This is a genomic window from Streptomyces sp. NPDC001678 (assembly GCF_042892945.1).
In the GTDB taxonomy this organism is placed as follows: domain Bacteria; phylum Actinomycetota; class Actinomycetes; order Streptomycetales; family Streptomycetaceae; genus Streptomyces.
The window spans coordinates 119,691-145,498 of sequence record NZ_JBIAUP010000005.1 but is presented as its reverse complement, the minus strand read 5'-3'; the positions used below and the strand labels follow the sequence as shown (position 1 = coordinate 145,498).

Annotated in this window: 27 protein-coding genes; 15 read left to right on the top strand and 12 right to left on the bottom strand. The window is 72.0% G+C overall.

Annotated features, from left to right (window positions below):
* Window positions 1-15: 15 nt before the first annotated feature.
* On the bottom strand, window positions 16-1,005 hold the full coding sequence (locus tag ACFYZR_RS12455; protein ID WP_391908910.1) for a hypothetical protein: 990 nt from the start codon (window positions 1,003-1,005) through the stop codon (window positions 16-18).
* A gap of 419 nt (window positions 1,006-1,424) precedes the next feature.
* Between ACFYZR_RS12455 and ACFYZR_RS12450 the strand changes: the two genes are divergently transcribed.
* The gene (locus tag ACFYZR_RS12450; protein WP_391909774.1) at window positions 1,425-2,309 is read left to right on the top strand and encodes a DMT family transporter; all 885 of its coding nucleotides are present in this window, start codon (window positions 1,425-1,427) and stop codon (window positions 2,307-2,309) included.
* Between the two features lie 62 nt (window positions 2,310-2,371).
* Window positions 2,372-2,914 carry an NUDIX hydrolase gene (locus ACFYZR_RS12445; protein ID WP_391908907.1) on the top strand — a complete coding sequence of 181 codons (543 nt, stop codon included), beginning with the start codon at window positions 2,372-2,374 and terminating at the stop codon, window positions 2,912-2,914.
* A 28-nt stretch (window positions 2,915-2,942) separates the two neighbouring features.
* Here ACFYZR_RS12445 and ACFYZR_RS12440 read toward each other — a convergent pair whose 3' ends face one another.
* Window positions 2,943-3,866, bottom strand: coding sequence for an NADP-dependent oxidoreductase (locus tag ACFYZR_RS12440; protein WP_391908905.1), 924 nt, complete (start codon window positions 3,864-3,866; stop codon window positions 2,943-2,945).
* A gap of 89 nt (window positions 3,867-3,955) precedes the next feature.
* The gene (locus tag ACFYZR_RS12435; protein WP_391908902.1) at window positions 3,956-5,452 is read right to left on the bottom strand and encodes an MFS transporter; all 1,497 of its coding nucleotides are present in this window, start codon (window positions 5,450-5,452) and stop codon (window positions 3,956-3,958) included.
* A gap of 149 nt (window positions 5,453-5,601) precedes the next feature.
* Between ACFYZR_RS12435 and ACFYZR_RS12430 the strand changes: the two genes are divergently transcribed.
* The gene (locus ACFYZR_RS12430) at window positions 5,602-6,042 is read left to right on the top strand and encodes a MarR family winged helix-turn-helix transcriptional regulator (protein WP_386724708.1); all 441 of its coding nucleotides are present in this window, start codon (window positions 5,602-5,604) and stop codon (window positions 6,040-6,042) included.
* Window positions 6,043-6,138: 96 nt separating this feature from the next.
* A complete protein-coding gene (locus ACFYZR_RS12425; protein WP_391908900.1) occupies window positions 6,139-7,086 on the top strand; it encodes an MBL fold metallo-hydrolase in 948 nt (315 codons plus the stop codon).
* A gap of 55 nt (window positions 7,087-7,141) precedes the next feature.
* On the opposite strand, the gene ACFYZR_RS12420 is transcribed toward ACFYZR_RS12425, so the two are convergent.
* The 4 genes from ACFYZR_RS12420 to ACFYZR_RS12405 form a co-directional block, all read right to left on the bottom strand.
* Window positions 7,142-8,008: a GNAT family N-acetyltransferase gene (locus ACFYZR_RS12420; RefSeq protein ID WP_391908898.1), complete on the bottom strand. Its 867-nt coding sequence runs from the start codon at window positions 8,006-8,008 to the stop codon at window positions 7,142-7,144.
* An 85-nt stretch (window positions 8,009-8,093) separates the two neighbouring features.
* On the bottom strand, window positions 8,094-8,246 hold the full coding sequence (locus ACFYZR_RS12415) for a hypothetical protein (RefSeq protein WP_391908897.1): 153 nt from the start codon (window positions 8,244-8,246) through the stop codon (window positions 8,094-8,096).
* Window positions 8,243-9,373, bottom strand: coding sequence for a radical SAM protein (locus ACFYZR_RS12410; RefSeq protein ID WP_391908895.1), 1,131 nt, complete (start codon window positions 9,371-9,373; stop codon window positions 8,243-8,245). The genes ACFYZR_RS12415 and ACFYZR_RS12410 overlap by 4 nt, the downstream gene beginning before the upstream one ends.
* Window positions 9,355-9,681 carry a hypothetical protein gene (locus ACFYZR_RS12405; RefSeq protein ID WP_391908892.1) on the bottom strand — a complete coding sequence of 109 codons (327 nt, stop codon included), beginning with the start codon at window positions 9,679-9,681 and terminating at the stop codon, window positions 9,355-9,357. Before ACFYZR_RS12405 ends, ACFYZR_RS12410 begins: the two co-directional genes overlap by 19 nt.
* Before the next feature lie 143 nt (window positions 9,682-9,824).
* Here ACFYZR_RS12405 and ACFYZR_RS12400 point away from each other — a divergent pair, with 143 nt between their 5' ends.
* The 3 genes from ACFYZR_RS12400 to ACFYZR_RS12390 all read left to right on the top strand — a co-directional run bounded on the left by ACFYZR_RS12400 (window position 9,825) and on the right by ACFYZR_RS12390 (window position 13,437).
* On the top strand, window positions 9,825-11,006 hold the full coding sequence (locus ACFYZR_RS12400; RefSeq protein ID WP_391908890.1) for a helix-turn-helix domain-containing protein: 1,182 nt from the start codon (window positions 9,825-9,827) through the stop codon (window positions 11,004-11,006).
* Window positions 11,007-11,185: 179 nt separating this feature from the next.
* Window positions 11,186-12,214: a phosphotransferase family protein gene (locus tag ACFYZR_RS12395; RefSeq protein WP_391908887.1), complete on the top strand. Its 1,029-nt coding sequence runs from the start codon at window positions 11,186-11,188 to the stop codon at window positions 12,212-12,214.
* 5 nt (window positions 12,215-12,219) lie between these two features.
* The gene (locus ACFYZR_RS12390) at window positions 12,220-13,437 is read left to right on the top strand and encodes an acyl-CoA dehydrogenase family protein (RefSeq protein WP_391908884.1); all 1,218 of its coding nucleotides are present in this window, start codon (window positions 12,220-12,222) and stop codon (window positions 13,435-13,437) included.
* Window positions 13,438-13,497: 60 nt separating this feature from the next.
* Here ACFYZR_RS12390 and ACFYZR_RS12385 read toward each other — a convergent pair whose 3' ends face one another.
* Complete coding sequence (locus ACFYZR_RS12385; protein ID WP_391908881.1) at window positions 13,498-14,109, bottom strand: TetR/AcrR family transcriptional regulator; 612 nt, start codon at window positions 14,107-14,109, stop codon at window positions 13,498-13,500.
* 235 nt (window positions 14,110-14,344) lie between these two features.
* Between ACFYZR_RS12385 and ACFYZR_RS12380 the strand changes: the two genes are divergently transcribed.
* Window positions 14,345-15,700, top strand: a complete 1,356-nt coding sequence (locus tag ACFYZR_RS12380) for a serine-threonine protein kinase (protein ID WP_391908878.1) — start codon at window positions 14,345-14,347, stop codon at window positions 15,698-15,700.
* 179 nt (window positions 15,701-15,879) lie between these two features.
* A complete protein-coding gene (locus ACFYZR_RS12375) occupies window positions 15,880-16,491 on the top strand; it encodes a hypothetical protein (RefSeq protein ID WP_391908875.1) in 612 nt (203 codons plus the stop codon).
* A gap of 80 nt (window positions 16,492-16,571) precedes the next feature.
* Here the strand turns inward: ACFYZR_RS12375 and soxR are convergent, their stop codons facing one another.
* Window positions 16,572-17,036: a redox-sensitive transcriptional activator SoxR gene (gene soxR / locus ACFYZR_RS12370; RefSeq protein ID WP_391908872.1), complete on the bottom strand. Its 465-nt coding sequence runs from the start codon at window positions 17,034-17,036 to the stop codon at window positions 16,572-16,574.
* Window positions 17,037-17,062: 26 nt separating this feature from the next.
* Window positions 17,063-17,707 carry a TetR/AcrR family transcriptional regulator gene (locus ACFYZR_RS12365; RefSeq protein ID WP_391909771.1) on the bottom strand — a complete coding sequence of 215 codons (645 nt, stop codon included), beginning with the start codon at window positions 17,705-17,707 and terminating at the stop codon, window positions 17,063-17,065.
* A 146-nt stretch (window positions 17,708-17,853) separates the two neighbouring features.
* On the opposite strand from ACFYZR_RS12365, the gene ACFYZR_RS12360 reads away from it, so the two are divergent.
* From ACFYZR_RS12360 to ACFYZR_RS12350, 3 genes are all read left to right on the top strand, one after another.
* Window positions 17,854-18,381, top strand: a complete 528-nt coding sequence (locus ACFYZR_RS12360; protein WP_391908870.1) for a DUF2165 domain-containing protein — start codon at window positions 17,854-17,856, stop codon at window positions 18,379-18,381.
* A 138-nt stretch (window positions 18,382-18,519) separates the two neighbouring features.
* On the top strand, window positions 18,520-19,845 hold the full coding sequence (gene hmgA / locus ACFYZR_RS12355) for a homogentisate 1,2-dioxygenase (protein ID WP_391908867.1): 1,326 nt from the start codon (window positions 18,520-18,522) through the stop codon (window positions 19,843-19,845).
* A complete protein-coding gene (locus tag ACFYZR_RS12350; RefSeq protein WP_391908865.1) occupies window positions 19,842-20,621 on the top strand; it encodes a GntR family transcriptional regulator in 780 nt (259 codons plus the stop codon). Before hmgA ends, ACFYZR_RS12350 begins: the two co-directional genes overlap by 4 nt.
* 123 nt (window positions 20,622-20,744) lie before the next feature.
* Here ACFYZR_RS12350 and ACFYZR_RS12345 read toward each other — a convergent pair whose 3' ends face one another.
* The gene (locus ACFYZR_RS12345; RefSeq protein ID WP_391908863.1) at window positions 20,745-21,035 is read right to left on the bottom strand and encodes a hypothetical protein; all 291 of its coding nucleotides are present in this window, start codon (window positions 21,033-21,035) and stop codon (window positions 20,745-20,747) included.
* A 239-nt stretch (window positions 21,036-21,274) separates the two neighbouring features.
* On the opposite strand from ACFYZR_RS12345, the gene ACFYZR_RS12340 reads away from it, so the two are divergent.
* Complete coding sequence (locus tag ACFYZR_RS12340; RefSeq protein ID WP_391908860.1) at window positions 21,275-22,933, top strand: serine/threonine-protein kinase; 1,659 nt, start codon at window positions 21,275-21,277, stop codon at window positions 22,931-22,933.
* A gap of 19 nt (window positions 22,934-22,952) precedes the next feature.
* Here the strand turns inward: ACFYZR_RS12340 and ACFYZR_RS12335 are convergent, their stop codons facing one another.
* On the bottom strand, window positions 22,953-23,756 hold the full coding sequence (locus ACFYZR_RS12335) for an SGNH/GDSL hydrolase family protein (protein ID WP_391908857.1): 804 nt from the start codon (window positions 23,754-23,756) through the stop codon (window positions 22,953-22,955).
* Between the two features lie 336 nt (window positions 23,757-24,092).
* Here ACFYZR_RS12335 and ACFYZR_RS12330 point away from each other — a divergent pair, with 336 nt between their 5' ends.
* Both ACFYZR_RS12330 and ACFYZR_RS12325 read left to right on the top strand, forming a co-directional pair.
* Complete coding sequence (locus ACFYZR_RS12330) at window positions 24,093-24,566, top strand: hypothetical protein (RefSeq protein ID WP_391908854.1); 474 nt, start codon at window positions 24,093-24,095, stop codon at window positions 24,564-24,566.
* A 1-nt stretch (window position 24,567) separates the two neighbouring features.
* A complete protein-coding gene (locus ACFYZR_RS12325) occupies window positions 24,568-25,662 on the top strand; it encodes a GNAT family N-acetyltransferase (protein WP_391908852.1) in 1,095 nt (364 codons plus the stop codon).
* The last annotated feature ends 146 nt before the right edge of the window (window positions 25,663-25,808 follow it).

Here is a 25,808-nt window from a genome sequence, read left to right as displayed (position 1 = left end):
TCATGTGCGCCGTGGTCATGTCGCGCCGAGCGCGGTGCGGCGGGCGGCCCGGAAGGCAGCGCCGGGGTCCCGGTCGGGGTAGGCCCAGGGGGCTCGGGTGGCGTGGGGGCCGATGCGGGTGAGGAGGGCGGCGGCCTCGGCGAGGCGGCCCTCGTGGAGCTTGGCGTGGGCGAGGTAGTTCAGGTCGACCTTGCGCCGGGGGTGGGCGGTGGCGGCGGTCGTGGTGTCCGGGCCGGCCGTGGTGTCCTCGTCGATGTCCCATTCCAGCCACCAGTCGAAGGCGGCCTTCATCACCTGGCGGGCCCGGCGCGTGGTCCAGTGCGCGGAGCGGGCGGGGTCGGCCGGCTCCAGCCCGGCGCGGGCGAGGGCGCGGTAGCGCTCGGCGTGGGCGATGACGGGCAGGACGGCCAGGGGGGAGTCGGCGGGTGCCTGTTCGGCGGCCCAGGCGGCGAAGTCGTAGACCTCGTGGAGGGGGTCGTCGCGGTCGCCCTCCTGGCGCTCGGCCAGGCAGGCGGCCATGAGGTGGTGGGCGTGGTGGTGGTCGCGGTGGCGGGCGCGGACCTGGTCGAAGGCGCGGACGCGTTCGTCGGCGGTGCCGGTGCGGCGGGCGAGGATGAGGACGGCCAGCCAGGGGGTGGGGTCGCGGGGGGCCATCCGGGCGGCGGTCAGGCAGAGCGCGTGGGCGGTTTCCGGGGTGTCCTTGCCGCCGAGGCAGCGGAAGACTCCGGCGCAGGCGAGGAGGACGGCGGCGTCGGGGCTGTCGGGCTCGGCGAGCAGCCAGTCGCGGGCCCAGGCGGCGCTGGCGGGGCCCTCGGCGAGGACGACGAGGCGGTGGCCGCGGCGGTCCCAGTCGTCGCCGGTGCGGGCGAGGAGCTGCCGGGCGTCGGCCCAGCGGCCCCGGGCCAGGGCGTCGCGGACGGAGACGAGCTCGGTGTCGTCCAGGGCGGGGTCGAAGGTCAGCCCGTCCTTGTTCCGGTGGCGGCCCAAGGGGGGTGGGGGCGTCATCAGCGGGCTTCCTCCACGGCGTACGTCCCCTCCGGGCGCCGGGTCAGGGGCGTCCGCGCGCTGTCTCGTTCCTTCTTCCCGATCACGCACAGCAAACCGGTAGTCACTGCTCCGCGTCAAGGCCGGTCGAACGATGCTGACATGACGTCAAATAATGCGCCGTCAGCTCCAGTTGCGGGAAGGGGCGAGGGCACGGACCGGCGCCGGTTCGCCGCACGAGCCCCGCGACGCCACCCCCACCCCTCCCGCCTCGCACACCAGCCCGGCGAACAGTAGTTCTATGCCGGGGGCCTCTCCCCGGACCCCGACCCGGATGAACGGCCGAAAGGGGGGTACTCGACCGTCGCACCGCCCTCGTGGCGGCTATCGTTTTGCTGTCAAGTCTCCTACGACCGCAAGGTCTTGAGGTGCGCGACGTGATGGTCTTCGCCTTCGCCCTGGGTGCGGCGTGCTGTCTGGGCGTGGGGTTCGTGCTCCAGCAGAACGCCGCGCAGCGGGCGCCCATGAGCGACTTCCTCTCCCTGAGGCTGCTGCTGGACCTCGCCCGGATGCCGCGCTGGCTGGCGGGCATCGCGCTGATGGTCTGCGGCATGGCCCTGGGCGCCATCGCGCTCAGCCGGGGCGAGGTGTCGCTGGTCGACCCGCTGATGGCGACGAACCTGCTGTTCGCCATGGCCCTCTCCCGCTGGCAGACCAAGCAGCCGCTCGGCCGCAGCGGCTGGGGCGGGCTGTGGCTGCTGGCGGGTGGGGTGGCGGCCTTCATCGTCGCCGGGCGCCCGCACGGCGGGCGGACGGTCACGGATCCGCTGCGGCACTGGCTGATCGTCGGGGTCATGGTGGGTGCCGCGCTGCTGCTGGCGGCGGTCTCCAAGCGGGTGCGGATGAGCACGGAGGCGGCGCTGCTGGCGGTCGCGGCCGGACTGCTGTACGGCGTACAGGACGCGCTGACGCGGGTGAGCGGCACCCGGTTCGCGCACGGCGGCTGGCGGGAGCTGGTCACCGGCTGGCAGCCCTACGGGGTGCTGGTGCTCGGGGTCACGGCGCTGGTGCTGGTGCAGAGCGCCTTCGAGACGGCCCCGCTGCGGATGTCGCTGCCCGCGCTGACGGCGGCGCAGCCGCTGGCCGGGATCGCGTGCGGGGTGGGTTTCATGGGCGACCAGTTGCGGACGACGCCCGCGGCGCTGGCCGTGCAGGCGGCGGGGCTGGTCGCGATCGTGTGCGGCATCGTGCTGATCGGCCGGCATCCGGCGATGCCGTCAGGCATGGCGGAGCCGGGCCAGGTCCGGGATCTCCAGCCGCACTGACCGCCACCCGCCGACAGGGACTTTCGCTCCTGCGGGTGGGCCGCTGCTGGTTGGATGGGGCCATGACCGATCAGCGGCCGCTCGGGGCGGATGAGGTGCTGGACATCGTCGACGAACACGACCGGGTCGTGGGGCAGGCACCGCGCGGCGCGGTGTACGCCGAGGGGATGCTCCACCGGTGTGTGTTCGTCCAGGCGCGCGACGCGCGGGGGCGGATCTTCGTTCACCGCCGGACCGACCGGAAGCTGGTCTTCCCCTCGCGGTACGACATGTTCGTCGGCGGGGTGGTCGGGGCGGGCGAGTCGTACGACGAGGCCGCGCTGCGGGAGGCGGAGGAGGAGCTGGGGGTCAGCGGCCTCCCGGCGCCCACGCCGCTGTTCCGCTTCCTCTACCGGGGGCCGGGGGGCGGGTGGTGGTCGGCGGTGTACGAGGTGCGCTGCGACCTTCCGGTCTCGCCCCAGGAGGAGGAAGTGGCCTGGTGGGACTTCCTCCCCGAGGAGGAGGTGGCGGCCAGGCTGGGCGAGTGGGACTGGGTGCCGGACGGGCTGGAGGCCTACGTCCGGCTGCGCGAGCGCCGGACGGGCGCGGGCCCGTCCGGCGGCTGACGACAGCCCGGCCTCTCGCGGGGCCCGGTCAGGGCACCGTCACCACGATCTTTCCCCGGGTGTGGCCCTCGGCGCTGCGCCGGTGCGCGTCCGCCGTCTTCTCCAGCGGGAAGACCTCGGCCACCTCGACCTTGAGGACGCCCTCCGCCGCCAGCCGGCCCAGCTCCGCCAGGTCGGCCGTGTCGGGGCGCACCCACAGCAACCGGCCGCCGAGCTCGGTGACGGCCGGGTCGGCGATGGAGACCAGACGGGCGCCGTGGGCCGTGACGGCGGGCGAGGTCGCGACGGCACCGCCGCCGACGAGGTCGAGCACGACGTCCACGCCCCCGGACGCCAGGGCCCGGACGCGCTCGGCGAGGCCGTCGCCGTAGGTGACGGGCTCCGCGCCCAGGGCGCGCAGGTAGTCGTGGTTGCGCTCGCTCGCCGTGCCGATGACGCGGGCGCCGAGCCGGCGGGCGAGCTGGACGGCCATGGAGCCCACCCCTCCGGAGGCGCCGTGGATCAGCACGGTGTCGCCCTCGGCGGCCCGTACCGCGCGCAGGCACTGGAGGGCGGTGAGGCCGGCCAGCGGGATGGCCGCGGCCTCCTCGAAGGTGAGTCCGGCGGGCTTGGGCGCCAGGGTGCGCACGGGCGCGGCCACGTACTCGGCGAAGGTGCCCCGGGAGAGGAAGTCCTCGCGGACGTAGCCGATGACCTCGTCGCCCTCCCGGTACTCGGGGGTGTCCGCGCCCAGCCCGACGACCACGCCCGAGACGTCCCAGCCGGGCACGACCGGGAAGACCGGCTGGAGCATGCCGTCGAGGTAGCCCTCGCGCGCCTTCCAGTCGACGGGGTTGACGGCCGCCGCCCTGACCTTGATCAGGACGGAGTCGGGGCCGGCCTTGGGCAGGGGGAGGTCGCCGTACTCGAGGACGTCGGGGCCGCCGTAGGCCCGGTAGCTGACAGCCTTCATGGTGCTGGCTCCTTCGGTACCAGAGGTGTTCGTGCACGGTGCCAGGGGTGCCCGGCGGGTGGGGGCGGGCGCGGGGCCCGCCCCCGGGGTCAGGAGGCGACGGGCGCGGTCCCAGCCTCGGCCGCCGGGGCCGCCTCCGCCACCGCGGCCTCGCCCAGGGTGCGGATCCTCCGCAGCCCCAGCCCGGCCACCACCGAGACCAGGACGAACGCGGCGCCCGCGATCACGAAGGTGAGGGTGAACTGGCTCTCGGCGGGCAGCTTGGGCGCGCCCGGCGGCAGGTGCTCGATGCTCTTGGAGGCGAGGACCGTGGTGATCATCGCGCTGCCGATGGCGCTGCCGGTGGAACGGGAGATGGAGTTGATGCCGTTGGCTATGCCGGTCTGGTGGTGGGGCACGCTGGCGACGATCACGGCGGGCATGGCCGCGTAGCCGAAGCTGATGGCCGCGCCGACGCACATTCCGGCGGCGATCACGGCGTAGGCGTGCTCGTGGTCGAGCGCGATCCACACGAAGCCGGCGGTGCCGACGATCGAGGCCAGCAGGAGGACCAGGCGGGGGCCCTTGTGCCGGACGAGCTGGCCGCCGACGGGCGCGGCGAGCAGCGAGACGACGGTGCTGGGCAGCAGGTACTCGACGGAGGCGCGCAGGACGGTCGCGTCGAAGCCGTAGCCGGTGATCTTCGAGGGCATCTGCACCAGGTAGGAGACGCCGATGAAGAGGGCGAAGGAGCCGAAGCCGACGAGCAGGCCGGCGATGTTGGCGAAGAGCACGGGCGGGTGGGCGAACATCCGCATGTCGACCAGGGGCTCGCGCACCTTGCGCTCGACCAGCGTCCATATCGCGGCCATCACCGCGGCGCCGGCGAAGCAGCCGATGGTCCGGGCGGAGGACCAGCCCCACTCGTGGCCCTGGGTGATGGGCAGCAGGAGCAGCACGAGGGTGGCGGCCAGGGTCAGGGCGCCGAGGGCGTCGGTGCGGCCGCCGGTGGTCTCCCGGGTGGCGGGCACGAGGGTGGCGACGGCGATGAGGGCGAGCGCGGCGAGGCCGGTGGCCAGCCAGAAGGCGCTGCGGTAGTCGGGGTCGTCACCGGAGGTGAGCAGGCCGGTGGCGACGAGCGCGAGGCCGCTGCCGAAGGCGAGGGTGCCGCTGACCATGGCCATCGCGCCGGGCAGGCGGGCCGGGCGGACCTCCTCGCGGAGCACGGAGAGCGCCAGCGGGAAGATCGCGGTGGCGGCGCCCTGGAGCACCCGGCCGACGATGAGCCAGAGCAGGGAGTGGGTGACGGCCGCGAGGACGGAGCCCGCGACCATCACGACCAGAACGGCCACCAGGGTCTTCTTCTTGCCGTGCTGGTCGCCGAAGCGGCCGAGCAGCGGGGTGAAGACGGCGGCGGAGAGCAGGGTCGCGGTGGTGACCCAGCTGACGTTCGCGGACGAGGTGCCGAGGTCCTTCTGGATGAGGCCGAGGATCGGCACCACCAGGGTCTGCATCATCGAGACGACCATGGCGGCCAGGCTCAGGGCGAAGACGATCACCGTCTCGTTCCGCTGCGTGGCGGGGGCGGTGGACGCTGGGGAGGTCATGGGCGGGAGGGATTCCTTAGGGATGCTGCGCGTTACTTCACGACTTTGATGCTTGAGATCGTCAAGCAACTGGGTCACGCTAGCCCCGGATACTTCAGGTAGTCAAGTTAATGATTTAAGACTTCAAGCTGTTTGAGTACACTTGAGCCATGACCGGCACGACCCCCCAGCCCCCGTCCAAGGCCCAGCTCCTGGAGCTGGTGGCGGCGCTCGGCACCGCCCAGTGGCAGGACTTCGCGGCGGCCGCCGCCCGCCACGGCCTCACGTCCGTCCAGGCCAAGCTGCTCGCCCAGCTCAAGGGCCCGGTCCCGATGCGCGGCCTGGCCACCCTGCTGGTCTGCGACGCCTCCAACGTCACCGGCATCGTCGACCGGCTGGAGGCGCGCGGCCTCGTCCGCCGCGAGCCCGACCCGTCCGACCGCCGGGTGAAGAACGTGGTGGCCACCGACGAGGGCCACGAGACCATCCGCCGGGTACGGGCCGAGATGCAGGCCACGCACAGCGCGCTCGACGCGCTGGACGAGGCCGAGCGCACCACGCTCTACGGCCTCCTGGACCGGCTCCGGCCGGGACTCGAACACCGCGCCTGACCGGCGGATACCGGACCGACGGCCTCCGGCCGCCCGTATTCTGACGGGTGGTCCGATCCGCCCACCCCCGCGGCGGACGGCGAGGGAGGCCAGCGAATGACCAGCGCGAACACGAGACCGACCACCATCGAGGCGGAGGGCACCGAGCCCTACACCGTCCCGCTCGCCCCGGGCGTGAGCGCCTACATCCAGCCCGACGGCGGCTGGTGCCTGAACAACGCGGGGTTCGTGACCGACGGCGAGCGGACCCTGCTCGTCGACACGGCCGCCACCGAGCGCCGGGCGAAGCTGCTGCGCGAGGCCGTCGTCGCGAGCGGGGCGCCGCTGCCGACCACCGTCGTCAACACCCACCACCACGGCGACCACACCTACGGCAACTGCGTCTTCACCCCGCGGGCCACGGTCGTCGGCCACGCCGACTGCCGCCGCGAGACCCTCGCGGCGGGCCTCCAGCTCCACCTCGCCTGGCCCGAGGTCGACTACGGGCACATCGAGGTCACCCCGCCCACCCTCACCTACACCGACGAACTGACCGTCCACATCGGCGACACCGAGGTACGCCTCCTCCACCCGGGCCCGGCCCACACCGTGGGCGACACCATCGTCCACCTCCCCGGCCGGGGCGTCGTCTTCACCGGCGACCTGATCTTCAACGGCGGGACGCCCTTCATCATGATGGGCTCCCTCAGCGGCTCCCTGAGCGCCCTGGCGACCTTGCGCGCACTGGACGCGAGCGTGGTCGTACCGGGCCACGGCCGGGTCACCGACCCTTCCGTCTACGACACCGTCGAGCGCTACCTCCGCTACGTCGAGGACCTCGCCCGCACCTCCCACGCCGCCGGCCGCACCCCCCTGGAGGCCGCCCGCGACGCCGACCTCGGCGAATTCGCCGCCCTGCGCGAGAGCGAGCGCCTGGTCGCCAACCTCCACCGCGCCTACGCCGAACTGGACGGGCTCCCGCTGGGGGCGCCGCTGGACCTGCTGACGGTCCTGGGCGACATGATGACGATGAACGGCGGCCGGCCGATCGCCTGCCACGCGTAGGAATTGCGATGGGGAGGGGGAGCGGCCCCCGGGCGTGCAGGCCGGGGCCCCGCTCTCAGGCGGGCCGGGAGTAGGTGAAGCCGAGGGAGGTCAGCCCCTCGGCTTGGCACAGCCGATCGGAAGCCCCGCCGACCTCCGTCTGAAGGAGCTGGTAGGCGGCCCCGTGGGTCTGTCCCCAGTGCATCGCGGCGCGCCACAGCAGTCGGCCGAGACCTTTCCCCCGGTGTTCGGGCAGTACACCGAAGTATTGCGGCATGAGCTGTCGCGACCCGATGGCGTCGGGCCGGATTTCCATGGGGCCGATGGCGCCGGCCACCTTCCCCTGCGAGGCGGCCACCAGCACGGCCCCCACCGTCCCCGCCCGCATGCGGCCGTAGAGGAACCGGAAGCCATCGGCCGCCATCCGCTCGGCGAAGCTCGCGAAGTCGCGTTGAATCGGTGTGGGCCATTCCGTGTATCTGCGGACCGGGCCTGTCGGGGCCGCGCAGGTCTGGGTGCGGAAGTCCTTGAGCTGGATCCGGGTTCCCCGGCCCTGCGGCGCTTCGGGGCCGAGGAACCGCACCACGCGCGCCTTCGCAGCCCCCTGCGCGGCACAGAGCTTCTCCGCCAGCTCGGATGCGACGAGGAGAGTATCGGGACGCACTCCGTAGACGTGGACCTTGACCGTTCCGGAACCGCGTCGGGAGAGAGTGGGGATCAAGGTCTCGCCGGGCTGATGGATGACGTCCTCGACCAGGACCGTCTCGTCCTTGGCATCAGACCATCGGATGTCTTTGTCGTACCGGAGGAACCGGTCGCTGGCGGCGGCGGCCAGCGTGTCCGCGAAGACGTCCTCGGTAAGTACCGAGGGATGCACCGGGCCGATAGTCGGAACGAAGGGGGCCGTCACCACTGGGCGAAGCCAGTCCCACCGGAAGCGCATAGCGGCACCCTACTCGGCGGCACCAGGCGAATCAGGCCCTGGCGTGAAATACGCCAGGGCCTGAGCATGTGTGCCCGGTCAGCGACTAGTGGGGGTTGTCGTCGCTTCCGCTGCACGAACACTCGACGCCTTCCAGGACGCCGTCGAGGTCGGCCACCACGGCGATCTCCGTCGTCGCCACGATCGGACCCCGGTCCGGAGGCCGGGTGCGAGCGATGGTCACGGGTACGGCACTCATGCCTTCACCATCTCCTTCTTCGGTTGTCCGTGCTGGCAGTAGCTCGCCAGCGGGGCCTTCGCCTCCTGGAACTGTTTGGCCAGCGGCCGGCAGACCAGGCACGAACCGGAGAGCAGGCACCCTTGGCAGCCTCCGGTGCGAAGCATCAACTTGTCGGCGATACCGCCGAGCTTGCGCAGTCCTTCCGCGCCCTCGGCCATGAGGTCGATCTGGTCGTCCCTGCCAACCTTGCAGATACTGACCTTGCCGTGGGGGTCGGCGTGGAAGAACGTGTGGCCGGCATTGCAGCCCTGGAAGGGGGTCCGCTCGCGGAGGTGCTCGGTCGACTGCGCGAGGAGGGATTCCGGGCCGCCGTAGATCGTCGGCGTCATGTTCGTGTAGACGTGGTGGTCGAGCTCCCACGCCTCGGCCAGCGCCACCATCGCGTCGACTTCATCAGCGCTGTCCTCTGTGACGATCAGATTGAGGCGGACAGGGAGCTTGGCCTCACGGGCGGCATCCACGCCCCTCTTGAATGACTTCCAGGCGCCACGTCGTTGGGTCAACCCGTCAAAGCTCTGCTCGGTAGCCCCGTACACACTGACGACGATCCGGTAGGCGGGGCACTCCTCGAACATCTCCAGGAGAGGCCCGTTCCAGAGGCGCGATGCGTTGGTGGAGACTGTCAGCATCATTCCCAGCGAGTACGCGTAGCGATAGGCGTCCTGGAAGTGCTTGTCTATCGTCGGCTCACCGCCGGTGATCTGGAACCAGACCACGCCTACGGTCTGCATGATGTCCAGGAGACGGATCTTTTCTTCCCAGGGCAGGCCTGAGAACTCCTTCAGCCCCAGGTAGCAGTGCTTGCAAGCGAAGTTGCAGCCGAGATTGATTTCCCAGCTCGCGCGGCTGAAACCGTAGCCGGAAGGCTCCCGCACGAGGAGGGTGGACCGTGCTGGTCGTCCACCGATCTCGAGCCCCCAGACCTCGTGTGCCGCCTCAACGAGCCACTTCGGGGGCGGAGCGTCGGCGCGGGCTGCCGTCCGGAGCTCTCGATACTTCTGCTCGGGCAGACGCAGGCCGGCTTGGCGCCCCGGCCGAAGGGCCAGATATCCGTCGAGAAATGGGCTCACGATGAGTTCATGCATCCTTCCTTCACCCCTTTCGCCGCCGCTCCCTTCGTGCTCCCTTCTGCGGGCGGCCCGGCGCTCACCGCCTGCACGTCGCGCTCACGCACCCATCGGGCAAGGTTGTAGGCGTCGCGCGTGCACAGGACCACATGCACCAGGCCGTTGCCATTCAGGACGCCTCCCGCCCGCACCTCGCCGATGACCCTCATCAACTTCAAGGCCTCCTGTAGAACCGGTACGGCCCCCGCAGCCACGGACAGCGCCGTCCCTTCAGGGGTACCAGCGCGCACGTCGGCCGACTTCTGGGGCTTCGCGGCGGCTCGCATCACTCACTTCCCTTCGGTCCTATCGGTCTGACACCAAGTCAACAGCGGAGCGCACAAGTGAAAGTGCACAAGAAGCGCACACATGAGGCACCGGGGTAGGCGACCCTTGGAACCTGGGCACAAGAACGACAGAGGAAGGGAACATGGGTGCTATCAGTGCGGTGCCGGGGCCTGGCATGAACGTAGCCGTGCTCCGCAAGCAACGGGGTTGGGGACAACACCGCCTCGCCCAAGAATCCGGGATCTCCGCTTCCATGCTGGGTAAGATCGAACGGGGTGAGCGAGCCCTGACGCAGGGCGTGGCAGCCTCCATCGCACGAGCCTTCGCCCTCCCCCTCGAAGAGGTACTGGGGCAAGCGCCGGTACCTTCCGAAGACTCGCTCAAGGCCCTCAACTCCGCCATCCGGCGCTTCGACCTCCCGCGAGAGCCCGATGCATCTCGGCAAGAGCTCAAGGCCGCCTTGACAGAGATGACCAAGCTGCGCGAGAACGCGAAACTCAACGAGGTGCTGTCGAAGTTGCCGGAGCTCGTCTCCGGGGTGACCAACTTTGCCCATGCGGCCGCGACACCGGAGGGCTGGGCGATGGTGGCCGATGCCTACAGCACCGTCTACTGGCTGGCTGCCCGGCATCGCTGGATGATGCTTGCCGACCTGGCGGTGACGAAGCAGAAGCTCGCCGCGCAGCAAGCAGACCCGCTGGCCCAGGCGATCTCGGCTCGCGACGAGGCCGGCGTCTACCTGAACATGGGCGAATTCGAAGACGGACTCTCGGTGGTCGACCGGGCTATCACTCTCATCGAAAGTGGCGCCCCCGAAGGACCGAAGCGCTCCTACGCGCTGGGCATTCTCCACCTTCGCGGTATGACCCTGGCGGGCCGGCTGAGGCATAAGACGACCGCAGACCAGCACATCGCGCGGGCTTGGGCCCTGTCCGAGGAATTCAACGCCGATGTGGACAGACTTGGCATCCACTTCGGGCCGCAGAATACGGCGGTTCATGTTGTGGCGACATACGGGGACCTGCATCGGCACGCCAAAGCCATCGAGACCATGGAAGAGCTGACCAGGAACCCGCAGGAAAGACCCCTGAAACTGCCGCCGACACGTACCAGCCCTCTGCGAATGAACGTCGCGCGGTCGAAACTGGCCCTTGGGGACAGGGATGGAGCGCTTACCGAGCTCGAAGTGGCGTGGGCACTTGCTCCGCAAATGGCCCGGGTCCACCCTACGAGCCAGGAACTCCTTCGGGTCCTCACCACGATGCACAAGCGCAGCAACCCGAGACTGACCCGGTTGGCGAGGAGGGCAAACATCAGGTTCTGACGCCCGCTTGGGGTGGTGACACTACCTCTGCGCGAGCGAGACGGCCGGAGACCTGCCGTCTGGAAGCGGAGACGCTCGGCCCTCTGGACGGCATACCGACCGGTCGGCATCATGATCGGCGTCAGCAGGTCGCCGGACGTCCGCCGAGCGCGGCCCGACTCCCTTTGGAGGAGCACGCGATGAGCAACGCCAGTCCCCCGCCGGGGCTCGATCCACAGCGGTTGCGCGGGTATCTGGAGCGGGAACGGCCGGGGCTGACGGCCGGGCCGTTGGAGGTCTCGCTGATCGAAGGGGGGCGGTCCAACCTCACGTACGCGGTGCGGGACGGCGCCGGGGGGAGCTGGGTGGTGCGCAGGCCGCCGCTCGGGCATGTGCTCGCCACCGCCCACGACATGGCCCGCGAGCACCGGGTGATCAGCGCGCTGCGCGACACGCCCGTGCCGGTGCCGGAGGCGCTGCTGCTGTGCGAGGACGAGGAGGTGCTCGGGGCGCCGTTCTACGTGATGGAGTTCGTCCCCGGCACGCCCTACCGCTCGGTGGAGCAGCTGGCCGCGATCGGTCCGGGCCGGACGCGGGAGGTGGTGCTGGGGCTCGTCGACACGCTCGTGGAGCTGCACGCCGTGGACCCGGCGGCGGTGGGGCTGGGGGACTTCGGGCGCCCGGAGGGCTTCCTGGAGCGGCAGTTGCGCCGGTGGGGCACCCAGCTGGAGGCGTCCCGCAGCCGTGGGCTGCCGGGGATCGACGAGCTGCGCGCCACGCTGACCGACGCCCTGCCCCGCTCCCCCGCGCCCGCCGTGGTGCACGGCGACTACCGGCTCGACAACGTCCTGGTCGGCGCCGACGACACCGTACGGGCCGTCCTGGACTGGGAGATGTCCACGCTCGGCGATCCGCTCACCGACCTCGGGCTGCTGGTGATGTACGCCGAGCAGCGGTCCGTCCCCGGCTCGCCCGTGGCCGCCACCGGAAGCGCCCCGGGGCACCCGGATCCGGCCGGGCTCGTGGAGCGCTACGCCGCCCGCTCCGGCCGTGACGTCTCCGCCCTGCCCTGGTACACGGCCTTCGCCTACTTCAAGCTCGCCGTGATCCTGGAAGGCATCCACTACCGCCACACCCTCGGGCGGACGGTCGGCGCGGGCTTCGACCGCATCGGCGAGCTCGTCCCGCTCTTCATCGACAACGGCCTCACCACCCTCCGGAAGGGCTGAGCGGCATGGACTTCGCATTCGACGCCCGCACCGAGGAACTGCGGGCCCGCCTGCTCGCCTTCATGGACGAGCACGTGTACCCGGCGGAGACCGTCGCCGAGGAGCAGCGGGCCGCGCTCGCCTCGCCGTGGGACGTACCGCCCGTCGTCGAGGAGCTCAAGGCGGAGGCGCGGCGGCGGGGGTTGTGGAACCTGTTCTTGCCGGATGAGGAGTACGGGGCCGGGCTGACCAATCTCCAGTACGCGCCCCTCGCCGAGATCACCGGCCGCAGCCCGCAGCTGGCCCCCACCGCCCTCAACTGCGCCGCGCCCGACACCGGGAACATGGAGGTACTGGCGCAGTTCGGCACCGAGGAGCAGAAGAAGCGCTGGCTGGAGCCGCTGCTGGCGGGGGAGATCCGTTCGGCGTTCGCGATGACCGAGCCGGAGGTGGCCTCCTCCGACGCGACGAACATCGAGACGCGCATCGAGCGGGACGGCGACGCGTATGTCGTCACCGGCCGGAAGTGGTACATCTCCGGGGCGCTCCACCCCGATTGCCGTGTCCTCATCGTCATGGGCAAGACCGATCCACAGGACGCCGACATCCGCCGGCAGCAGTCGATGGTCCTGGTCCCCCGTGACACCCCCGGTGTCGAGGTCCGCCGCGCCATGCGGGTCTACGGCTACGAGGACCACTACCACGGCGGCCACGCGGAGGTCCGCTTCGACGGGGTGCGCGTCCCGGCGGACCATCTGGTCGGCGAGGAGGGCGGCGGCTTCGCCATCGCCCAGGCCCGGCTGGGCCCGGGCCGTATCCACCACTGCATGCGGCTGATCGGCATGGCCGAGCGGGCGATCGAGCTGATGTGCCGGCGGGCGGTGGACCGTACGGCCTTCGGCAAGCCGCTCGCGGCGCAGGGCGTGGTCCAGGAGTGGATCGCGGACGCGCGCGTGGCGGTGGAACAGCTGCGGCTGCTGGTCCTCAAGACGGCCTGGCTGATGGACACGGTGGGCAACCCGGGCGCCCACACCGAGATCCAGGCCATCAAGATCGCGACGCCGCGCACGGTGACGGACATCATCGACAAGGCCGTCCAGCTCCATGGCGCGGGCGGCGTGGGGCAGGACTTCCCGCTGGCGGAGCTGTGGGCGGCGGCGCGGACGCTGCGGCTGGCGGACGGGCCGGACGAGGTGCACCAGCGGTCGCTGGCCCGGCGGGAGCTCAAGCGCTACGCGCGGTAGCCCCCGCTCGCTCGTTCCGCCCGGATCCCCTCCGGGCGGAACGAGCCTGTCCACCTGCCGCTACGGGCGCAGGGCCCGCAGCAGCAGGTCCGCGAGGTGGTCGGCGACCGCCCGCGCGCTGAGCGCGCCGTCCGGGCGGTACCAGCTGCCCAGGTGGTGGACGGAGCCGAAGTGGTAGTCCACCACGAGGTCGGCGGGTGTGGCCCGGCTGAAGACGCCCGTGCGCTGTCCCTCCTCCACCAGGGCCCGGAACCGCTCGTGGTAGCGGCGCCGTTCGGCGCGCACCTGCTTGAGTTTCTCGGGCGAGAGGTGGTGCATCGAACGGAAGAAGATCGTGGTGTCGTCGAGGTTCTCCAGGGTCGTCACCACCACGTCGGCCGCGGCGTCCCGCAGCCGGCCCTCGACGGGCGCGTCGGTGCCGGCGAGGGCGTCCAGCCGCTCCTGCTGGAGCCGCAGGACCCGTCCGTAGATCTCGTGCAGCAGGTCGTCCTTCGAGCCGAAGTAGTGGTACAGCGCGCCCTTGGTGACGCCCGCGGCCACGACGATCTCCTGGACGGACGTGCGGTCGTAGCCCTGCTCGGCGAAGAGCCGGGTGGCGGCGGCGAGCAGACGCTGCGGTACCGGTCTGGCGCAGCTCTCCGTCGCTCCCTGCGTCGCCGTCCTGATGTGCATGAGCCACCACCCCTTCCGCCGTGGTGCGGTGCCGCGCCGCGTGCGCGGCCCCCCTATTCGAGATCTTGCCACCAGGCGGTGGGGGCGCGCGGGGAGTTGCCCGGGTTCGCTCACCTGCGCGTGCCGCAAGGGCTCGAATCGTGGCTCACGAACGGGTGAAGACATCCGGGGAAGGCTGGACACACTTTCTTGACGGCAGGACGATGCGCGCCAACTGACCTGGCAGGGGGACGCCATGGCGACCATAGGTGTGCAGCCGTACTGGGAGCTGATGTTCGACGCCGAGGGGGACATGGCCCCCGGCGAACGGGAGGCCCTGTTGAGGGGGGTGGCGGAGCAGGAGATCACCGATCTGGTGGTCTTCGTCCACGGCTGGAACAACACCCGCTCGATGGCCACCGGTCTCTACGACCGCTTCTTCGCCCCTTTCCCCGCCGTGCTCGCCGAGGCCCCCGCCCCCTCCGCCACCGGTGGCCCCGTGCGTCTCGGCTACGGGGGTGTGATCTGGCCGTCCATGCGGTTCACGGACGAGCCCATCCCGGACTTCCCCGCCGAGCGGCCCCCGGCGGCGGCCGCCGGGCCGCTGCTGGACCCGGGCACTCTGACGGGGCTGGCCGCGGTCTTCCCCGGCAGCGAGGCCGTGCTGGACCGGCTGGCCGAGCTGCTGGAGCGGCGGCCGGCGGACCCGGCGCGGCTGGCGGAGTTCGCGGCGCTGACGCGTGGTCTGGTCGCCCGGGGCCGGGGCGACCGGGCGACGGGGGCCGCCGATCCGCACCTCCACGACCTGGACCCGGGGGCCGGGGAGCCGGAGGAGCCCACGATGTTCTCCGGGAGCCCCGAGCGGGTGTGCGCGCGCTTCGCGGAGGCCCTGGCGCTCGCGGGCCTGGCGCGCTCGGAGTTGTCCGGCGCGCTGGAGCGGCTGTGGGGCGGTGCGCTGGAGATGCTGCGCCAGGGGACCTACTGGGAGATGAAGCGACGGGCGGGGACCGTGGGAGAGTCGGGGCTCGGACGGCTCCTCGGGGAGCTCGACGGCTCCTGCCCCGGCCTGCGGATACATCTGGCGGGGCACAGCTTCGGGGGACGGCTCGTCGCGTTCGCGCTGCGTGGCCTTCCGGGGCGCGCGCGTTGTGTGCGCTCCGTCACCATGCTCCAAGGCGCCTTCTCGCACTACGCCTTCGCGCCCCGGCTGCCGTTCGCCCCCGGCCTCGCGGGTGCGCTCAAGGAACTCCAGCACCGGGTCGACGGCCCGGTGGTGTGCTGCCATTCGAGCCACGACCAGGCGCTGGGGCTGCTCTATCCGCTGGCCTCCCGGGTCTCCGGGGACATGGACTCGCTGCTCGGCCTGGACCCGCTGGGCCTGTCCGACCCCCGCTGGGGCGCCATGGGCCACGACGGCGTCCAGGCCGTGCCCGGCACCGCGGCACTCGTCCTCGACCAGGCCCTGACCGGCCCGTTCCCGGCCGACGGCTGCGTCAACGTCGACGCCTCGGCGGTCGTGCGGCGCGGCGGCCCGCCGTCCGGCGCGCACAGCGACATCTGCCACCGGGAGCTGGCCCGGCTCGTCCTGCTGGCCGGGCGCCTGGTGCGCTGAGCACGGCACCGGGTTCCGCCACCTTCGTGATGGCCCACATCTGTCCGCCCGATGGGGGTAGCAGAGCGGAGTCGGCGCCGTGACGCGGGCCGGGATCCGAAAATCCGATGGATCCGATCGGCCGTGCGTTACGTCCCTTCCATGTCGATCCGAGTCCGCGCCGCCGGAGGTGGGATGCAGTGGCAGGTTTCAGAGCACTAGCCCGAGAAGTGCGCAATCCACGGAACACCATCGCGCTCCGCAGGACCTCCCTGCGCAAATGCCTCGAACGTTTCGCCCCCTACGGGCACCGGGCGACCTGGCGCCATCTGTGCGCCCGTGCCGGCCTCGCCCCCGACGACCGCGCCCCCGATCCCGCGCTGCTGATCGCCGCGCTGTCCGAGCTGGAGGAGGCCCGCGAGGTCTGGCTGGCGTACGAGGCCCGGTTCGCGGGCCGGCGCCGCCGGGAGAAGCACCACGGCATCCGCCAGCCGAGCGCCATCGACGACTGGTACCGCAACACCTGGGGCGGCTGTGACATCGTGCCCTGCGCGTCCCCCGACATCACCCCGGACGCCCGGCTCGCGGACGTGCTGCGCCGGGTGATCGCGGCGATGGAGTCCGCCCCCGGCGACGCCTGCCCGGTGTGCGGGCAGGAGCGCGTCGAATGGCGCACGGACCTGGAGCGCTATCCGCTGGAAGGCCCCGTCTGCGCCGACTGCGGCATCGTGGTGCCCGTATCGGTGCTCACGCCCGCCGCGCTGACCGCGGCGCGCAGGAGGAGCCTCGCCGGGCGGTACGCGGGGGTGTGAGCGCGCTCCCCGGACCCCTTCCGGGGAGCGTCGGCCGCCGCCCTCGGGCGCAGCGTCGGCCGCCGCCGCCGGGCGCGCGATCAGCCGGCGTCGCGCTGGCCGTAGAGGATCGAGCCGTTGCCGAGGCCGCCGAAGCGGTCGTCGGGGTTGGACAGCGCGCACCGGTCGAGGGAGAGACAGCCGCAGCCGATGCAGTCCGCGAGGCTGTCGCGCAACTTGCCCAGCTGCGCTATCCGGGCGTCCAGCTCGACCCGCCACGTCTCCGACAGCCGGGCCCAGTCGGCCCGGTTGGGCGTGCGGCCGTCGGGCAGTTCGGCCAGCGCCTCGCGGATCGTGGCGAGCGGGATGCCGACGCGCTGGGCCGCGCGGATGAAGGCGACGCGGCGCAGCGCGTCGCGGTCGTAGCGGCGCTGGTTGCCCGAGGTGCGCCTGCTGCTGATCAAGCCCTTGGTCTCGTAGAAGTGAAGGGCGGAGACGGCCGCGCCACTGCGCGCCGAGAGCTGACCGACAGTCAGCTCGCAAACCTTCTTCGTAATCTGCGGCACGGCTCAGACTGTACGTGACGGCACTGTCAGGCCGGCCGTGGCGAGGGTTCCGGGTGGCGCTCGGGGTGGCCGACCATGCGCAGCACCAGGCCCGCGTAGAGGTCGCCGACCTCGGCGGGCGTGCGCCTGCCCGCGGCGTCGAACCAGCGGGCGACGTCGACGCACAGGGAGAGCACGGCGAGGGCGGTGCCGCGGACGTCGGGGACGTCGAAGTCGCCCGAGGCGACGCCGTCCTCGATGATCGCGCGGACGGCGGCGTCGGTGTCCCGGCGCAGCGCGACGATCTCGGCGTAGTGCTCCTCGCCGAGCGCGCCGAGCTCGTACTGGACGACGCGTGCGGTGGTGTGGTGCTCGGCGTGCCAGCGGACGAAGCGGCGGACGGCCTCGGCGAGGCGCTCGGCCGGGGTGCCGGCGCCGTCGCGGGCCCGGCGCAGGATGTCGAGGGCGAGCCGGTGCCCGACGCCGCTGATGCGGTAGAGCAGCTCTTCCTTGGTCCGGTAGTGGATGTAGAGCGCGGCGGGGCTCATCCCGGCGCGGCCGGCGATGTCGCGGGTGGTGGTGGCGTGGTAGCCGCGCTCGGCGAAGGCCTCCACGCCGGCGGCCAGCAGGCGGCGCGCCGCGTCGGGCGTGACGTCGGCCCACGCCTCGGTCCGTGGCGTCCGCTCGCCCATCTCGGTGCCCCGCTCTCCGGGCCCGCCCGGGCCCCTCGCCGTCGACAAGGACGAACACCATACCCCGGGGCCTGAGCAAGCGCTTAGGGCGCATGGCCCGGGGCCGTGGCGCGTAGCGGCCCGGCCGGACGGGCATGCATGACCCCATGACCGCCGAGCGCACCCTGCCGGTGGCGGCCACGGCGCTGACCGCCACGATCGCGGTCTACATCACGCTCGTCGCCTTCGGCAATGTCACCGACTTCGGTACCAACCAGGAATTCGTCCGGCATGTCCTGGCCATGGACACGACGTTCCAGGACCGCGATGTGATGTGGCGGGCCGTCACCGACGCCACGCTCCAGAACGCCGCCTACGTGACCATCATCGTCTGGGAGACGCTGGCGGCGCTCGTGCTGCTCGCGGCCACGGGGCTGTGGGTGCGGGAGCTGCGGCGCGGTGGGGCCGGCCAGGGCTTCGGGCCCGCCCGGCGGGCCACCACGCTGGGGCTGCTGATGCTCATGCTGCTCTTCGGGCTGGGCTTCGTCGCCATCGGCGGGGAGTGGTTCGCGATGTGGCAGTCCACGAAGTGGAACGGGCTCCAGGCCGCGACCCGCATGTTCACGCTGACGGGGATCGTCCTGCTGCTGATCCATCTGCCGTCGCCGCAGTGGCGGGCGGACCGGGCGGGCTGATCACGGCCCGCTCCACATGATCGCCTCAGGTTCACCCGACGGCCGGTTCTCCCGCATGCCCGGAACCGGTCCATTGACGCGCCCGGCCCGGGAATCCTACGGTCTCCCATAGGAATCCATCGGCAGTGGGAGCACGCGATGAGCGGTACGGGCAATGAGCGGGCGCGGAAGACCGCGGAGGCGCTGGTCTACTCCCCCGGCTTCGGCAACGAGCACAGCAGCGAGGCCCTCCCCGGCGCCCTGCCCCTGGGGCGCAACGCACCGCAGCGGGCCCCCCTCGGGCTCTACGCGGAGCAGCTCAGCGGCAGCGCCTTCACCGAGCCCCGCGCGCACAACCGCCGGACCTGGCTGTACCGGATCCGGCCCTCCGCCGCGCACCCGCCCTTCACCCGCGTCGGCAACGGCGCCCTGCGCACGGCCCCCTTCGCCGAGACCGTCCCCGACCCCAACCGGCTGCGCTGGAACCCGCTGCCCGAGCCGGCCGGGGGCACGGACTTCCTCGCCGGCCTGTGGACCCTGGGCGGCAACGGGGACGTCACCCAGCGCGCCGGCATGGCCGTCCACCTGTACGCGGCGAACGCCTCCATGACCGACCGCGTGTTCAGCGACGCCGACGGGGAACTGCTGATCGTGCCCGAGCGGGGCGGGCTGCTGCTGCGCACCGAGCTCGGGCTGCTGCGCGCCGAGCCCGGCCACGTGGCGCTGATCCCGCGCGGGGTGCGCTTCCGGGTGGAGCTCCTCGACGACTCGGCACGCGGCTACCTCTGCGAGAACTACGGACAGCCCTTCGTCCTGCCCGACCTCGGCCCGATCGGCGCCAACGGGCTGGCGAACGCCCGTGACTTCCTGGCCCCGGTCGCCGCCTACGAGGACGTCGAGGGCCCGGTGGAGGTGATCAACAAGTTCTGCGGCAACCTCTGGTCGGCCACGTACGACCACTCCCCGCTGGACGTCGTCGCCTGGCACGGCAACCATGTGCCGTACGTCTACGACCTGCGCCGTTTCAATGTGCTGGGCTCCATAAGCTACGACCACCCGGACCCGTCCATCTTCACGGTGCTCACCTCCCCCTCCGACACCCCGGGACTGGCCGGCGTGGACTTCGTCGTCTTCGCGCCGCGCTGGCTGGTCGGTGAGGACACCTTCCGGCCGCCCTACTTCCACCGGAACGTGATGAGCGAGTACATGGGCCTGATCGAGGGCGCCTACGACGCCAAAGCGGAGGGCTTCGTCCCCGGCGGGGGCTCGCTGCACAACATGATGTCCGCGCACGGACCGGACCGGGAGACCTTCGAGCGGGCGAGCGCGGCCGAGCTCGGACCCCAGAAGATCGACGACGGCCTCGCCTTCATGTTCGAGACCCGCTGGCCGATGACGCTCACGGCACAGGCGGCGGAGGCCGACCACCTGCAGACGGGATACGACCGGGTGTGGCAGGGTCTGGAGCGCCATTTCCGTCGGTGACACCCCCCGTTCGCACAGCCGGAGCCCCCGTGACCTTCGCCCCCGACTCCCTCGCGCTCAACCGCAAGCTGCCGCTGTGGTACCAGGTGTCGCAGTCGTTGCGCGCCTCGATACTGGGCCGGCGCCCGGACGACCCCCTGCGCCTGCCCACCGAGGACGCCCTCGCGGCGCACTACGGCGTCAGCGTGCTGACCATGCGGCAGGCGCTCAAGGAGCTGGAGGCGGAGGGGCTGATCACCCGGCACCGCCGGCGGGGCACGTTCATCGAGCCGAGCGCCCGGCGCGGCTCGCCCGTACGGCTGCTGGGCTCGGTGGACACCATCGTCGCCCAGCAGTCCGGCGAGCGCACGACCGTCGTCGGCCATGGCCCGGCCCCGGTCCCGGCCGAGCTGGCCGAGCACTTCCCCGGCCTGGACGAGGCGGTCGCCTACCGGCGGCTGCGCCATGACGAGGTGTCGGGCGAGCCGACGAACTGGGCGGAGAACCTGGTCCGCCCGGAGCTGGCCGAGCAGATCGACGTCGCGGACCTCGCCCGCTGGCCCATGACCAAGGTGCTGCGCGACGTCGTGGGGGTGCGCATCAGCCGGATCACGGACACCGTCGAGGCACGGCTGGCCGACCCGGAGACGGCCCGGCTGCTCCAGGTGCCGCTGCTCAGCCCGATCCTCCACTACACGGGCATCACCTACGACGAGAACGGACGGGCCGTCGACATCGCCCGCATCCACTACCGGGGGGACCGTTTCTCCTTCACCGTCACCCTCGACGCGCACTGAGGAGATTGTGCGAACGTCCGGGGACGACGGCGGGCCGGAAGGTGTCGGGGGGATGCCGAGGGGTGCCGATCGACCGGCCCCGGGGAAAGGGCAGGCCGTACGGGGACGGGCCGGGGCCGGGGGTCAGGCGTGGGAGGTGGTGCTCCGGCTGCCGAAGAGCGAGCGACGCAGCCGCCGCAGCGGGGCGAACAGGGAGAGACGGGCGGTACGGCTCTGGCTCTTGCTGCGACCGGCGCGGACGTGGTCACGCGAGGTGATCTCGCGCATCAGCACCGTCGCACCCTCGACCTCGCGCTGCGGCAGGGCGGGCCCGCCGAGCACCGCGAGGTGACGGTCGAGGCGCGCGCTCGACGCACCGCTTCCATAGCTGACGGCAGGCACACGCGCCCTGCTCCGCATCGCTATCTGATCCATTCGACACTCCCCACCCGTACGAGGCACCCGGCCCAGGCAGGGTAACTCTATCGCCCCATCGCGTCACCCGCGCATCGGCGGGGCCGATTCACCACCCCGTCAAGGGCGTTGACAGACATGACGTGAACCTGCCGTCACCGACAGCGAGTTGAACAGGACAATACGGTACCGAACAGGGGGCAATCACGCTCCGTTGCGGTACATTCACCCCGAATTGCTCTCGGGGGAGGGACGGACGCATGGACGTGGGTTCCGGCGCCGGACGGGTGCTGGCGGGCCGTTACCGGCTGCTGGGCGAGCTGGGGCAGGGCGGCATGGGCGTGGTATGGCGCGCCAGGGACGAGGTCCTGGGCCGGGAAGTGGCGGTCAAGGAGGTCCGGGCGCCCGCCGGGCTGCCCGCCCCCGACGTACGGCAGCTCTACGCCCGGCTGGAGCGCGAGGGACGCGCGGCGGCCCGGATCTCCCACCGCAACGTCGTCACCGTCCACGACGTGGTCACCGAGGAGGGCCGGCCCTGGATCGTCATGGAGCTGGTGCGCGGCCTCTCCTTCGCGGAGGTCCTCCTGGCCGAGGGACCCATCACCCCGGTACGGGCGGCGCAGATCGGAGTGGAGGTGCTCGCCGCGCTCCGGGGGGCGCACGCCGTGGGCGTGCTGCACCGCGACGTAAAACCGGGAAACGTGCTCATCTCCAACGACGGGCGTGTCGTCCTCTCCGACTTCGGCATCGCGATGATCGAGGGGAGCTCGGCGCTGACCGCGACGGGCCAGCTGGTCGGCTCCCCCGAGTACCTCGCCCCGGAACGCGCGCTGGGCCACCCGCCGGGACCCGAGTCGGACCTCTGGTCGCTGGGGGTGATGCTCTACGCGGCCGTGGAGGGCTACTCCCCCTTCCGGCAGGACACCCCGCTCAGCACGCTGCGCGCCGTCGTCGACGCCGAGCTCCCCCCGCCGCGCCGGGCCGGCCCGCTCGCGCCCGTCCTGGACGGACTGCTCCGCAAGGACCCGGCACGACGGCTCGGCGCGGCGGAGGCGGAACGGCTGCTGCGGACGGTGGCGGCGGGGAGCGTGCCGCGCGTGGAGACGGGCGGGGGCGCGGGGGCGTACGCGCCGACCGTGGCGGCGGGATCCGTGGCACCCCCGGAGCCCGTGGGGGCGGCGGCCGGGGCACCGACGCAGCCGGTGCCGGTGCCGCCGCCCGGCCCGTCGGGTCCGGCCGGTCCGGCCGGGCTGCGGGCGGGGAAGCGGGTGGCGCTGGCCGGGGGCGCGCTGGTCGCGCTGCTCGCCGTGGGCGGGCTGGTGTGGGCCCTCACCTCGAACAACGACGGGGGCGGCGGGTCGGGCGGCGGGGGCACGGCCCCCTCCACCGGGAGCGACAAGAACGCGGGGGCGGCGCCCACGCCGGGGGACAGCGAGCGTACGACGCCGTCGGCCGCCGCGTCACCGCCCACCTCGGCCTCCCCCGGCGGCACGCCCGCGGTGAACGTCACCATCACCGTCGTCGCCCTGCGCGACCACTACTCCGGCCCCTGCCCGCCGCCGGGCGACGCGGCCCCCGCCTTCCAGGCCGCCATCGCGGTGGACCGCTCCCCCGCCGACGTCACCTACCGCTGGGTGACGGGCAGCGGGAACGTCACGGACGGCGGCTGGCGGACGACGCGCGTCGGCGCCGGGGAGCGGAGCAAGGTGCTCGCGCACACGGACACCGCGCACCGGGCGGGGGACCAGGAGAAGGACTGGATCGCGCTGGAGGTGAAGGGGGCGGGGGTGTCGCGGCACGTGCCGTTCACGGTGACGTGCCAGAAGGCGCCCTCGTCGCCGCCGTCGGCTTCGGCTTCGCCGTCCGGATCGGCGAGTCCGTCGGGTTACCCAGGGGGATACGGCGGCACGAGCGGCTGAGGCCCCGCCCCGGGGAGCGTCACTCCACCGCGGCGAACACCGGCAGATAGCCGCGTGACTGGCCCGACGCCGTCGGGTGGTACGACTCGTTCACGGGGAACGTCACGCTGTTGAGCCACGCGCTCCCCGAGCACAGCTCGTGCCCGGTGAACGTGGTCGTGACGTCGCCGAAGGCGAAGCCGTGGTCGGCCGCCCGTTTGGCGGTGACCGAGTTGATCAGGTCCGCGGCCCCGTTGATGGCCCTCCTCTTCGTGTCGCTGAGGCCGAGGCACACGCCGCCGAGGTGGTAGAAGCGCGGGTAGCCGAGGACGACGACCTGGGCCTGGGGCGCGCGGTCGCTGATGGCGGAGTAGACGTCGTCGAGCTTGGCGGGCAGCTCGTCCTGGATGTAGGCGCGGGCCTGGTCGATCCGGCTCAGACAGGAGGCGTCGGTGCCGAGGACACAGGTGGTCATGGTGTCGGCGAAGCCCGCGTCGTTGCCGCCGATGGAGATGCTGACGAGCCCGGTGGAGCCGTCCAGCGTGCCGAGCTGACCGCTGAGAACATCACCCGTACGGGCGCCGGAACAGGCCTTGAAGTCGAATCTGGACGGTTTGTGGGCGGCGGCCCACAGGGCCGGATAGGCCTTGGTGCTGCGTTTGCAGTCACCGCTGGCGGAGTCGTAGCTCCCGGCGCCGAGACCGGAGGAGTAGGAGTCACCGAGGGCCGTGTAAGCGGGGGTTGACGCGCGTTCGGCAGAGTGCGCGGCGCCGGCCCCGCCGAGGGCGAGGGCGGCGGTGAGGGCCAGCGCGGATAGGGCACCCGCGAACCGGGACAGTTTCATGGAACCTCCCTAGCAGGGGTTTCTGCCACCTCCGTGGTAGCAGCGACCCCATGTCGCTGGAAGTGTCCATGCCAAAAATAAGGGCCGGTTCGTCAAACGGTCATCCGGGCACGAAGGGTGGGAACGGAGCCGTCAACCCGCGTTTGAAATCCGTCGGTTGACGCACGATCCGACAGTAGGACCACGTCACTCACTGTTCATCTGACGGACAGCCTCCGGTTGTGGCGGTCACGACCGTCCGGGGCTGTTTCGCATGGCCTTCACATCTTGACGGGCCTTTGCCGATTGCGCGACATTGAAGCCCGGCATCCGGCGCTTCGGGGGGCAAAGTCGCCAATGCAGAGCTTTACTGATCTCACCGGACTCGACGACCCGGCGGAACGCGACGGCACCGAGGGTACGGACGGGGGAAGCGGCCGCGACGGGGGTCCGGCCGCCCGGGACTCGCTGCCGCTCATGGCGGGCGTCGCGGCGGCCATCGCGGGGGTGGGCGGCGCGCTGGCGCTCGCCGACGTCACCTCACCGCTGCGCGCCCCGTTCGCCCTGTTCTTCCTCATCGTGGCACCCGCCTGCGCGGTGGCCGCCCCGCTGCGGGGGCTCGACCCGCTCAGCCGGGCCGTGGTGGCCACCGGCGGGGCGGTCGCGGTCGACCTGCTGGTGGCCCAGACCATGCTCGCGCTGCACACCTGGACGGTGCGGGGCGGCGTGGTGGCGGTGGCGGCCGTCAGCGCCGCCCTGCTGCTCCTCGCGTTCCTGCTGGCACACGCGCGGCGCCACCGGGGCCGCGCCACGAGAAGTCGGGCTTCCTGACGTGGACATCAGCGTGTACCGGCCCGGCGAGCTCACGGCGGCCGACCGGGCGGCGTGGTCGGCGATGCAGGCGCGGGCCGTCGAGGACGGCTCACCACAGCTCGCGAATCCTTTCCTCGCTCCGGAGTTCGCCCTCGCGATGGGCCGCTGCCGGCGGGGGATCCGGATCGCGGTGGTACGGGAGGAGGGCGAGCCGGTGGCGTTCTTCCCCTTCCAGCGCACCTCGTTGGGCGTGGGACGGGCCATCGGGCTGGGCGTCTCGGACGCCCAGGGGCTGGTGCACCGCCCCGGCTTCCAGTGGGACACCCGGGAGCTGCTGCTCGCCTGCGGCCTCTCCCTGTGGGAGTTCGACCACCTGGTCGAGGGTCAGAAACCCTTCGAGGTGGCGGCCTCCGGCTCCTTCGCCTCCCCGGTCATCGACGTCGACCAGGGGTACGAGCGGTATCTGGCGGCGCTGCGCAAACAGTCGCCCAAGTTCACCCGCACCACGCTCGCCAAGGAGCGCCGGCTCGGCCGGGACCTGGGCGAGGTGCGCTACGTCCACGACGAGCGCGACCCGGCGGTGCTGCGCGTGCTGACCGGCTGGAAATCGGCGCAGTACCGAAGAACAGGGCGTGCGGACCGCTTCGCGCGCCCGTGGATAGCCCATCTCGTCGAGCAGCTGTTCCACACCCGCACCGAGTCCTTCGCCGGGCTGCTGTCGGTGCTCTACGCGGCCGGGCGGCCGGTCGCGGCCCACTTCGGACTGCGCTCGAGCACAGTGCTGGCGTGCTGGTTCCCGGCGTACGACCCGGAGTTCGCCCGCTACTCCCCCGGCCTGATACTCCACATGCGGATGGCCGAGGGGGCCGCGGCGCAGGGGCTGGCCTATCTGGACCTGGGGCGGGGCGGCAAGGCCTACAAGGACTCGCTGAAGACCCGTGAGCTCAGCGTCTCCGAGGGCTGGGTGACCCGCCGGCACCCGGTGGCGCTGGGCTACCGGGCCCGGCGCGCGCCCCTGCGGGCGCTGCGCAACACGGTGCTGGCCCGGCCGGAGCTGTTCGAACAGGCGGACAGGCTGCTCAAGCGCATGGGGCGGATCCGGGAAGGCGGTTGAGGGAACCACCCGCCATGGACACGGCGTCAATAGTTAAGTCCCTGCGAATGGATGCATAGGCGCAAATAACACCAAAGGAGGAGCCTCCGCCCCACCTCTTGCCATACGGACTCAAGCTTCAATACCGTCGTACATCTACCCGCATC

What these genes read in the sequence shown, in the direction of transcription:
- ACFYZR_RS12455 (WP_391908910.1), bottom strand. Translation starts at nt 1,005, where the DNA reads ATGACGCCCCCACCCCCCTTGGGCCGCCACCGGAACAAGGACGGGCTG.
- ACFYZR_RS12450 (WP_391909774.1), top strand. Translation starts at nt 1,425, where the DNA reads ATGGTCTTCGCCTTCGCCCTGGGTGCGGCGTGCTGTCTGGGCGTGGGG.
- ACFYZR_RS12445 (WP_391908907.1), top strand. Translation starts at nt 2,372, where the DNA reads ATGACCGATCAGCGGCCGCTCGGGGCGGATGAGGTGCTGGACATCGTC.
- ACFYZR_RS12440 (WP_391908905.1), bottom strand. Translation starts at nt 3,866, where the DNA reads ATGAAGGCTGTCAGCTACCGGGCCTACGGCGGCCCCGACGTCCTCGAG.
- ACFYZR_RS12435 (WP_391908902.1), bottom strand. Translation starts at nt 5,452, where the DNA reads ATGACCTCCCCAGCGTCCACCGCCCCCGCCACGCAGCGGAACGAGACG.
- ACFYZR_RS12430 (WP_386724708.1), top strand. Translation starts at nt 5,602, where the DNA reads ATGACCGGCACGACCCCCCAGCCCCCGTCCAAGGCCCAGCTCCTGGAG.
- ACFYZR_RS12425 (WP_391908900.1), top strand. Translation starts at nt 6,139, where the DNA reads ATGACCAGCGCGAACACGAGACCGACCACCATCGAGGCGGAGGGCACC.
- ACFYZR_RS12420 (WP_391908898.1), bottom strand. Translation starts at nt 8,008, where the DNA reads ATGCGCTTCCGGTGGGACTGGCTTCGCCCAGTGGTGACGGCCCCCTTC.
- ACFYZR_RS12415 (WP_391908897.1), bottom strand. Translation starts at nt 8,246, where the DNA reads ATGAGTGCCGTACCCGTGACCATCGCTCGCACCCGGCCTCCGGACCGG.
- ACFYZR_RS12410 (WP_391908895.1), bottom strand. Translation starts at nt 9,373, where the DNA reads ATGCATGAACTCATCGTGAGCCCATTTCTCGACGGATATCTGGCCCTT.
- ACFYZR_RS12405 (WP_391908892.1), bottom strand. Translation starts at nt 9,681, where the DNA reads ATGCGAGCCGCCGCGAAGCCCCAGAAGTCGGCCGACGTGCGCGCTGGT.
- ACFYZR_RS12400 (WP_391908890.1), top strand. Translation starts at nt 9,825, where the DNA reads ATGGGTGCTATCAGTGCGGTGCCGGGGCCTGGCATGAACGTAGCCGTG.
- ACFYZR_RS12395 (WP_391908887.1), top strand. Translation starts at nt 11,186, where the DNA reads ATGAGCAACGCCAGTCCCCCGCCGGGGCTCGATCCACAGCGGTTGCGC.
- ACFYZR_RS12390 (WP_391908884.1), top strand. Translation starts at nt 12,220, where the DNA reads ATGGACTTCGCATTCGACGCCCGCACCGAGGAACTGCGGGCCCGCCTG.
- ACFYZR_RS12385 (WP_391908881.1), bottom strand. Translation starts at nt 14,109, where the DNA reads ATGCACATCAGGACGGCGACGCAGGGAGCGACGGAGAGCTGCGCCAGA.
- ACFYZR_RS12380 (WP_391908878.1), top strand. Translation starts at nt 14,345, where the DNA reads ATGGCGACCATAGGTGTGCAGCCGTACTGGGAGCTGATGTTCGACGCC.
- ACFYZR_RS12365 (WP_391909771.1), bottom strand. Translation starts at nt 17,707, where the DNA reads ATGGGCGAGCGGACGCCACGGACCGAGGCGTGGGCCGACGTCACGCCC.
- ACFYZR_RS12360 (WP_391908870.1), top strand. Translation starts at nt 17,854, where the DNA reads ATGACCGCCGAGCGCACCCTGCCGGTGGCGGCCACGGCGCTGACCGCC.
- hmgA (WP_391908867.1), top strand. Translation starts at nt 18,520, where the DNA reads ATGAGCGGTACGGGCAATGAGCGGGCGCGGAAGACCGCGGAGGCGCTG.
- ACFYZR_RS12345 (WP_391908863.1), bottom strand. Translation starts at nt 21,035, where the DNA reads ATGGATCAGATAGCGATGCGGAGCAGGGCGCGTGTGCCTGCCGTCAGC.
- ACFYZR_RS12340 (WP_391908860.1), top strand. Translation starts at nt 21,275, where the DNA reads ATGGACGTGGGTTCCGGCGCCGGACGGGTGCTGGCGGGCCGTTACCGG.
- ACFYZR_RS12335 (WP_391908857.1), bottom strand. Translation starts at nt 23,756, where the DNA reads ATGAAACTGTCCCGGTTCGCGGGTGCCCTATCCGCGCTGGCCCTCACC.
- ACFYZR_RS12330 (WP_391908854.1), top strand. Translation starts at nt 24,093, where the DNA reads ATGCAGAGCTTTACTGATCTCACCGGACTCGACGACCCGGCGGAACGC.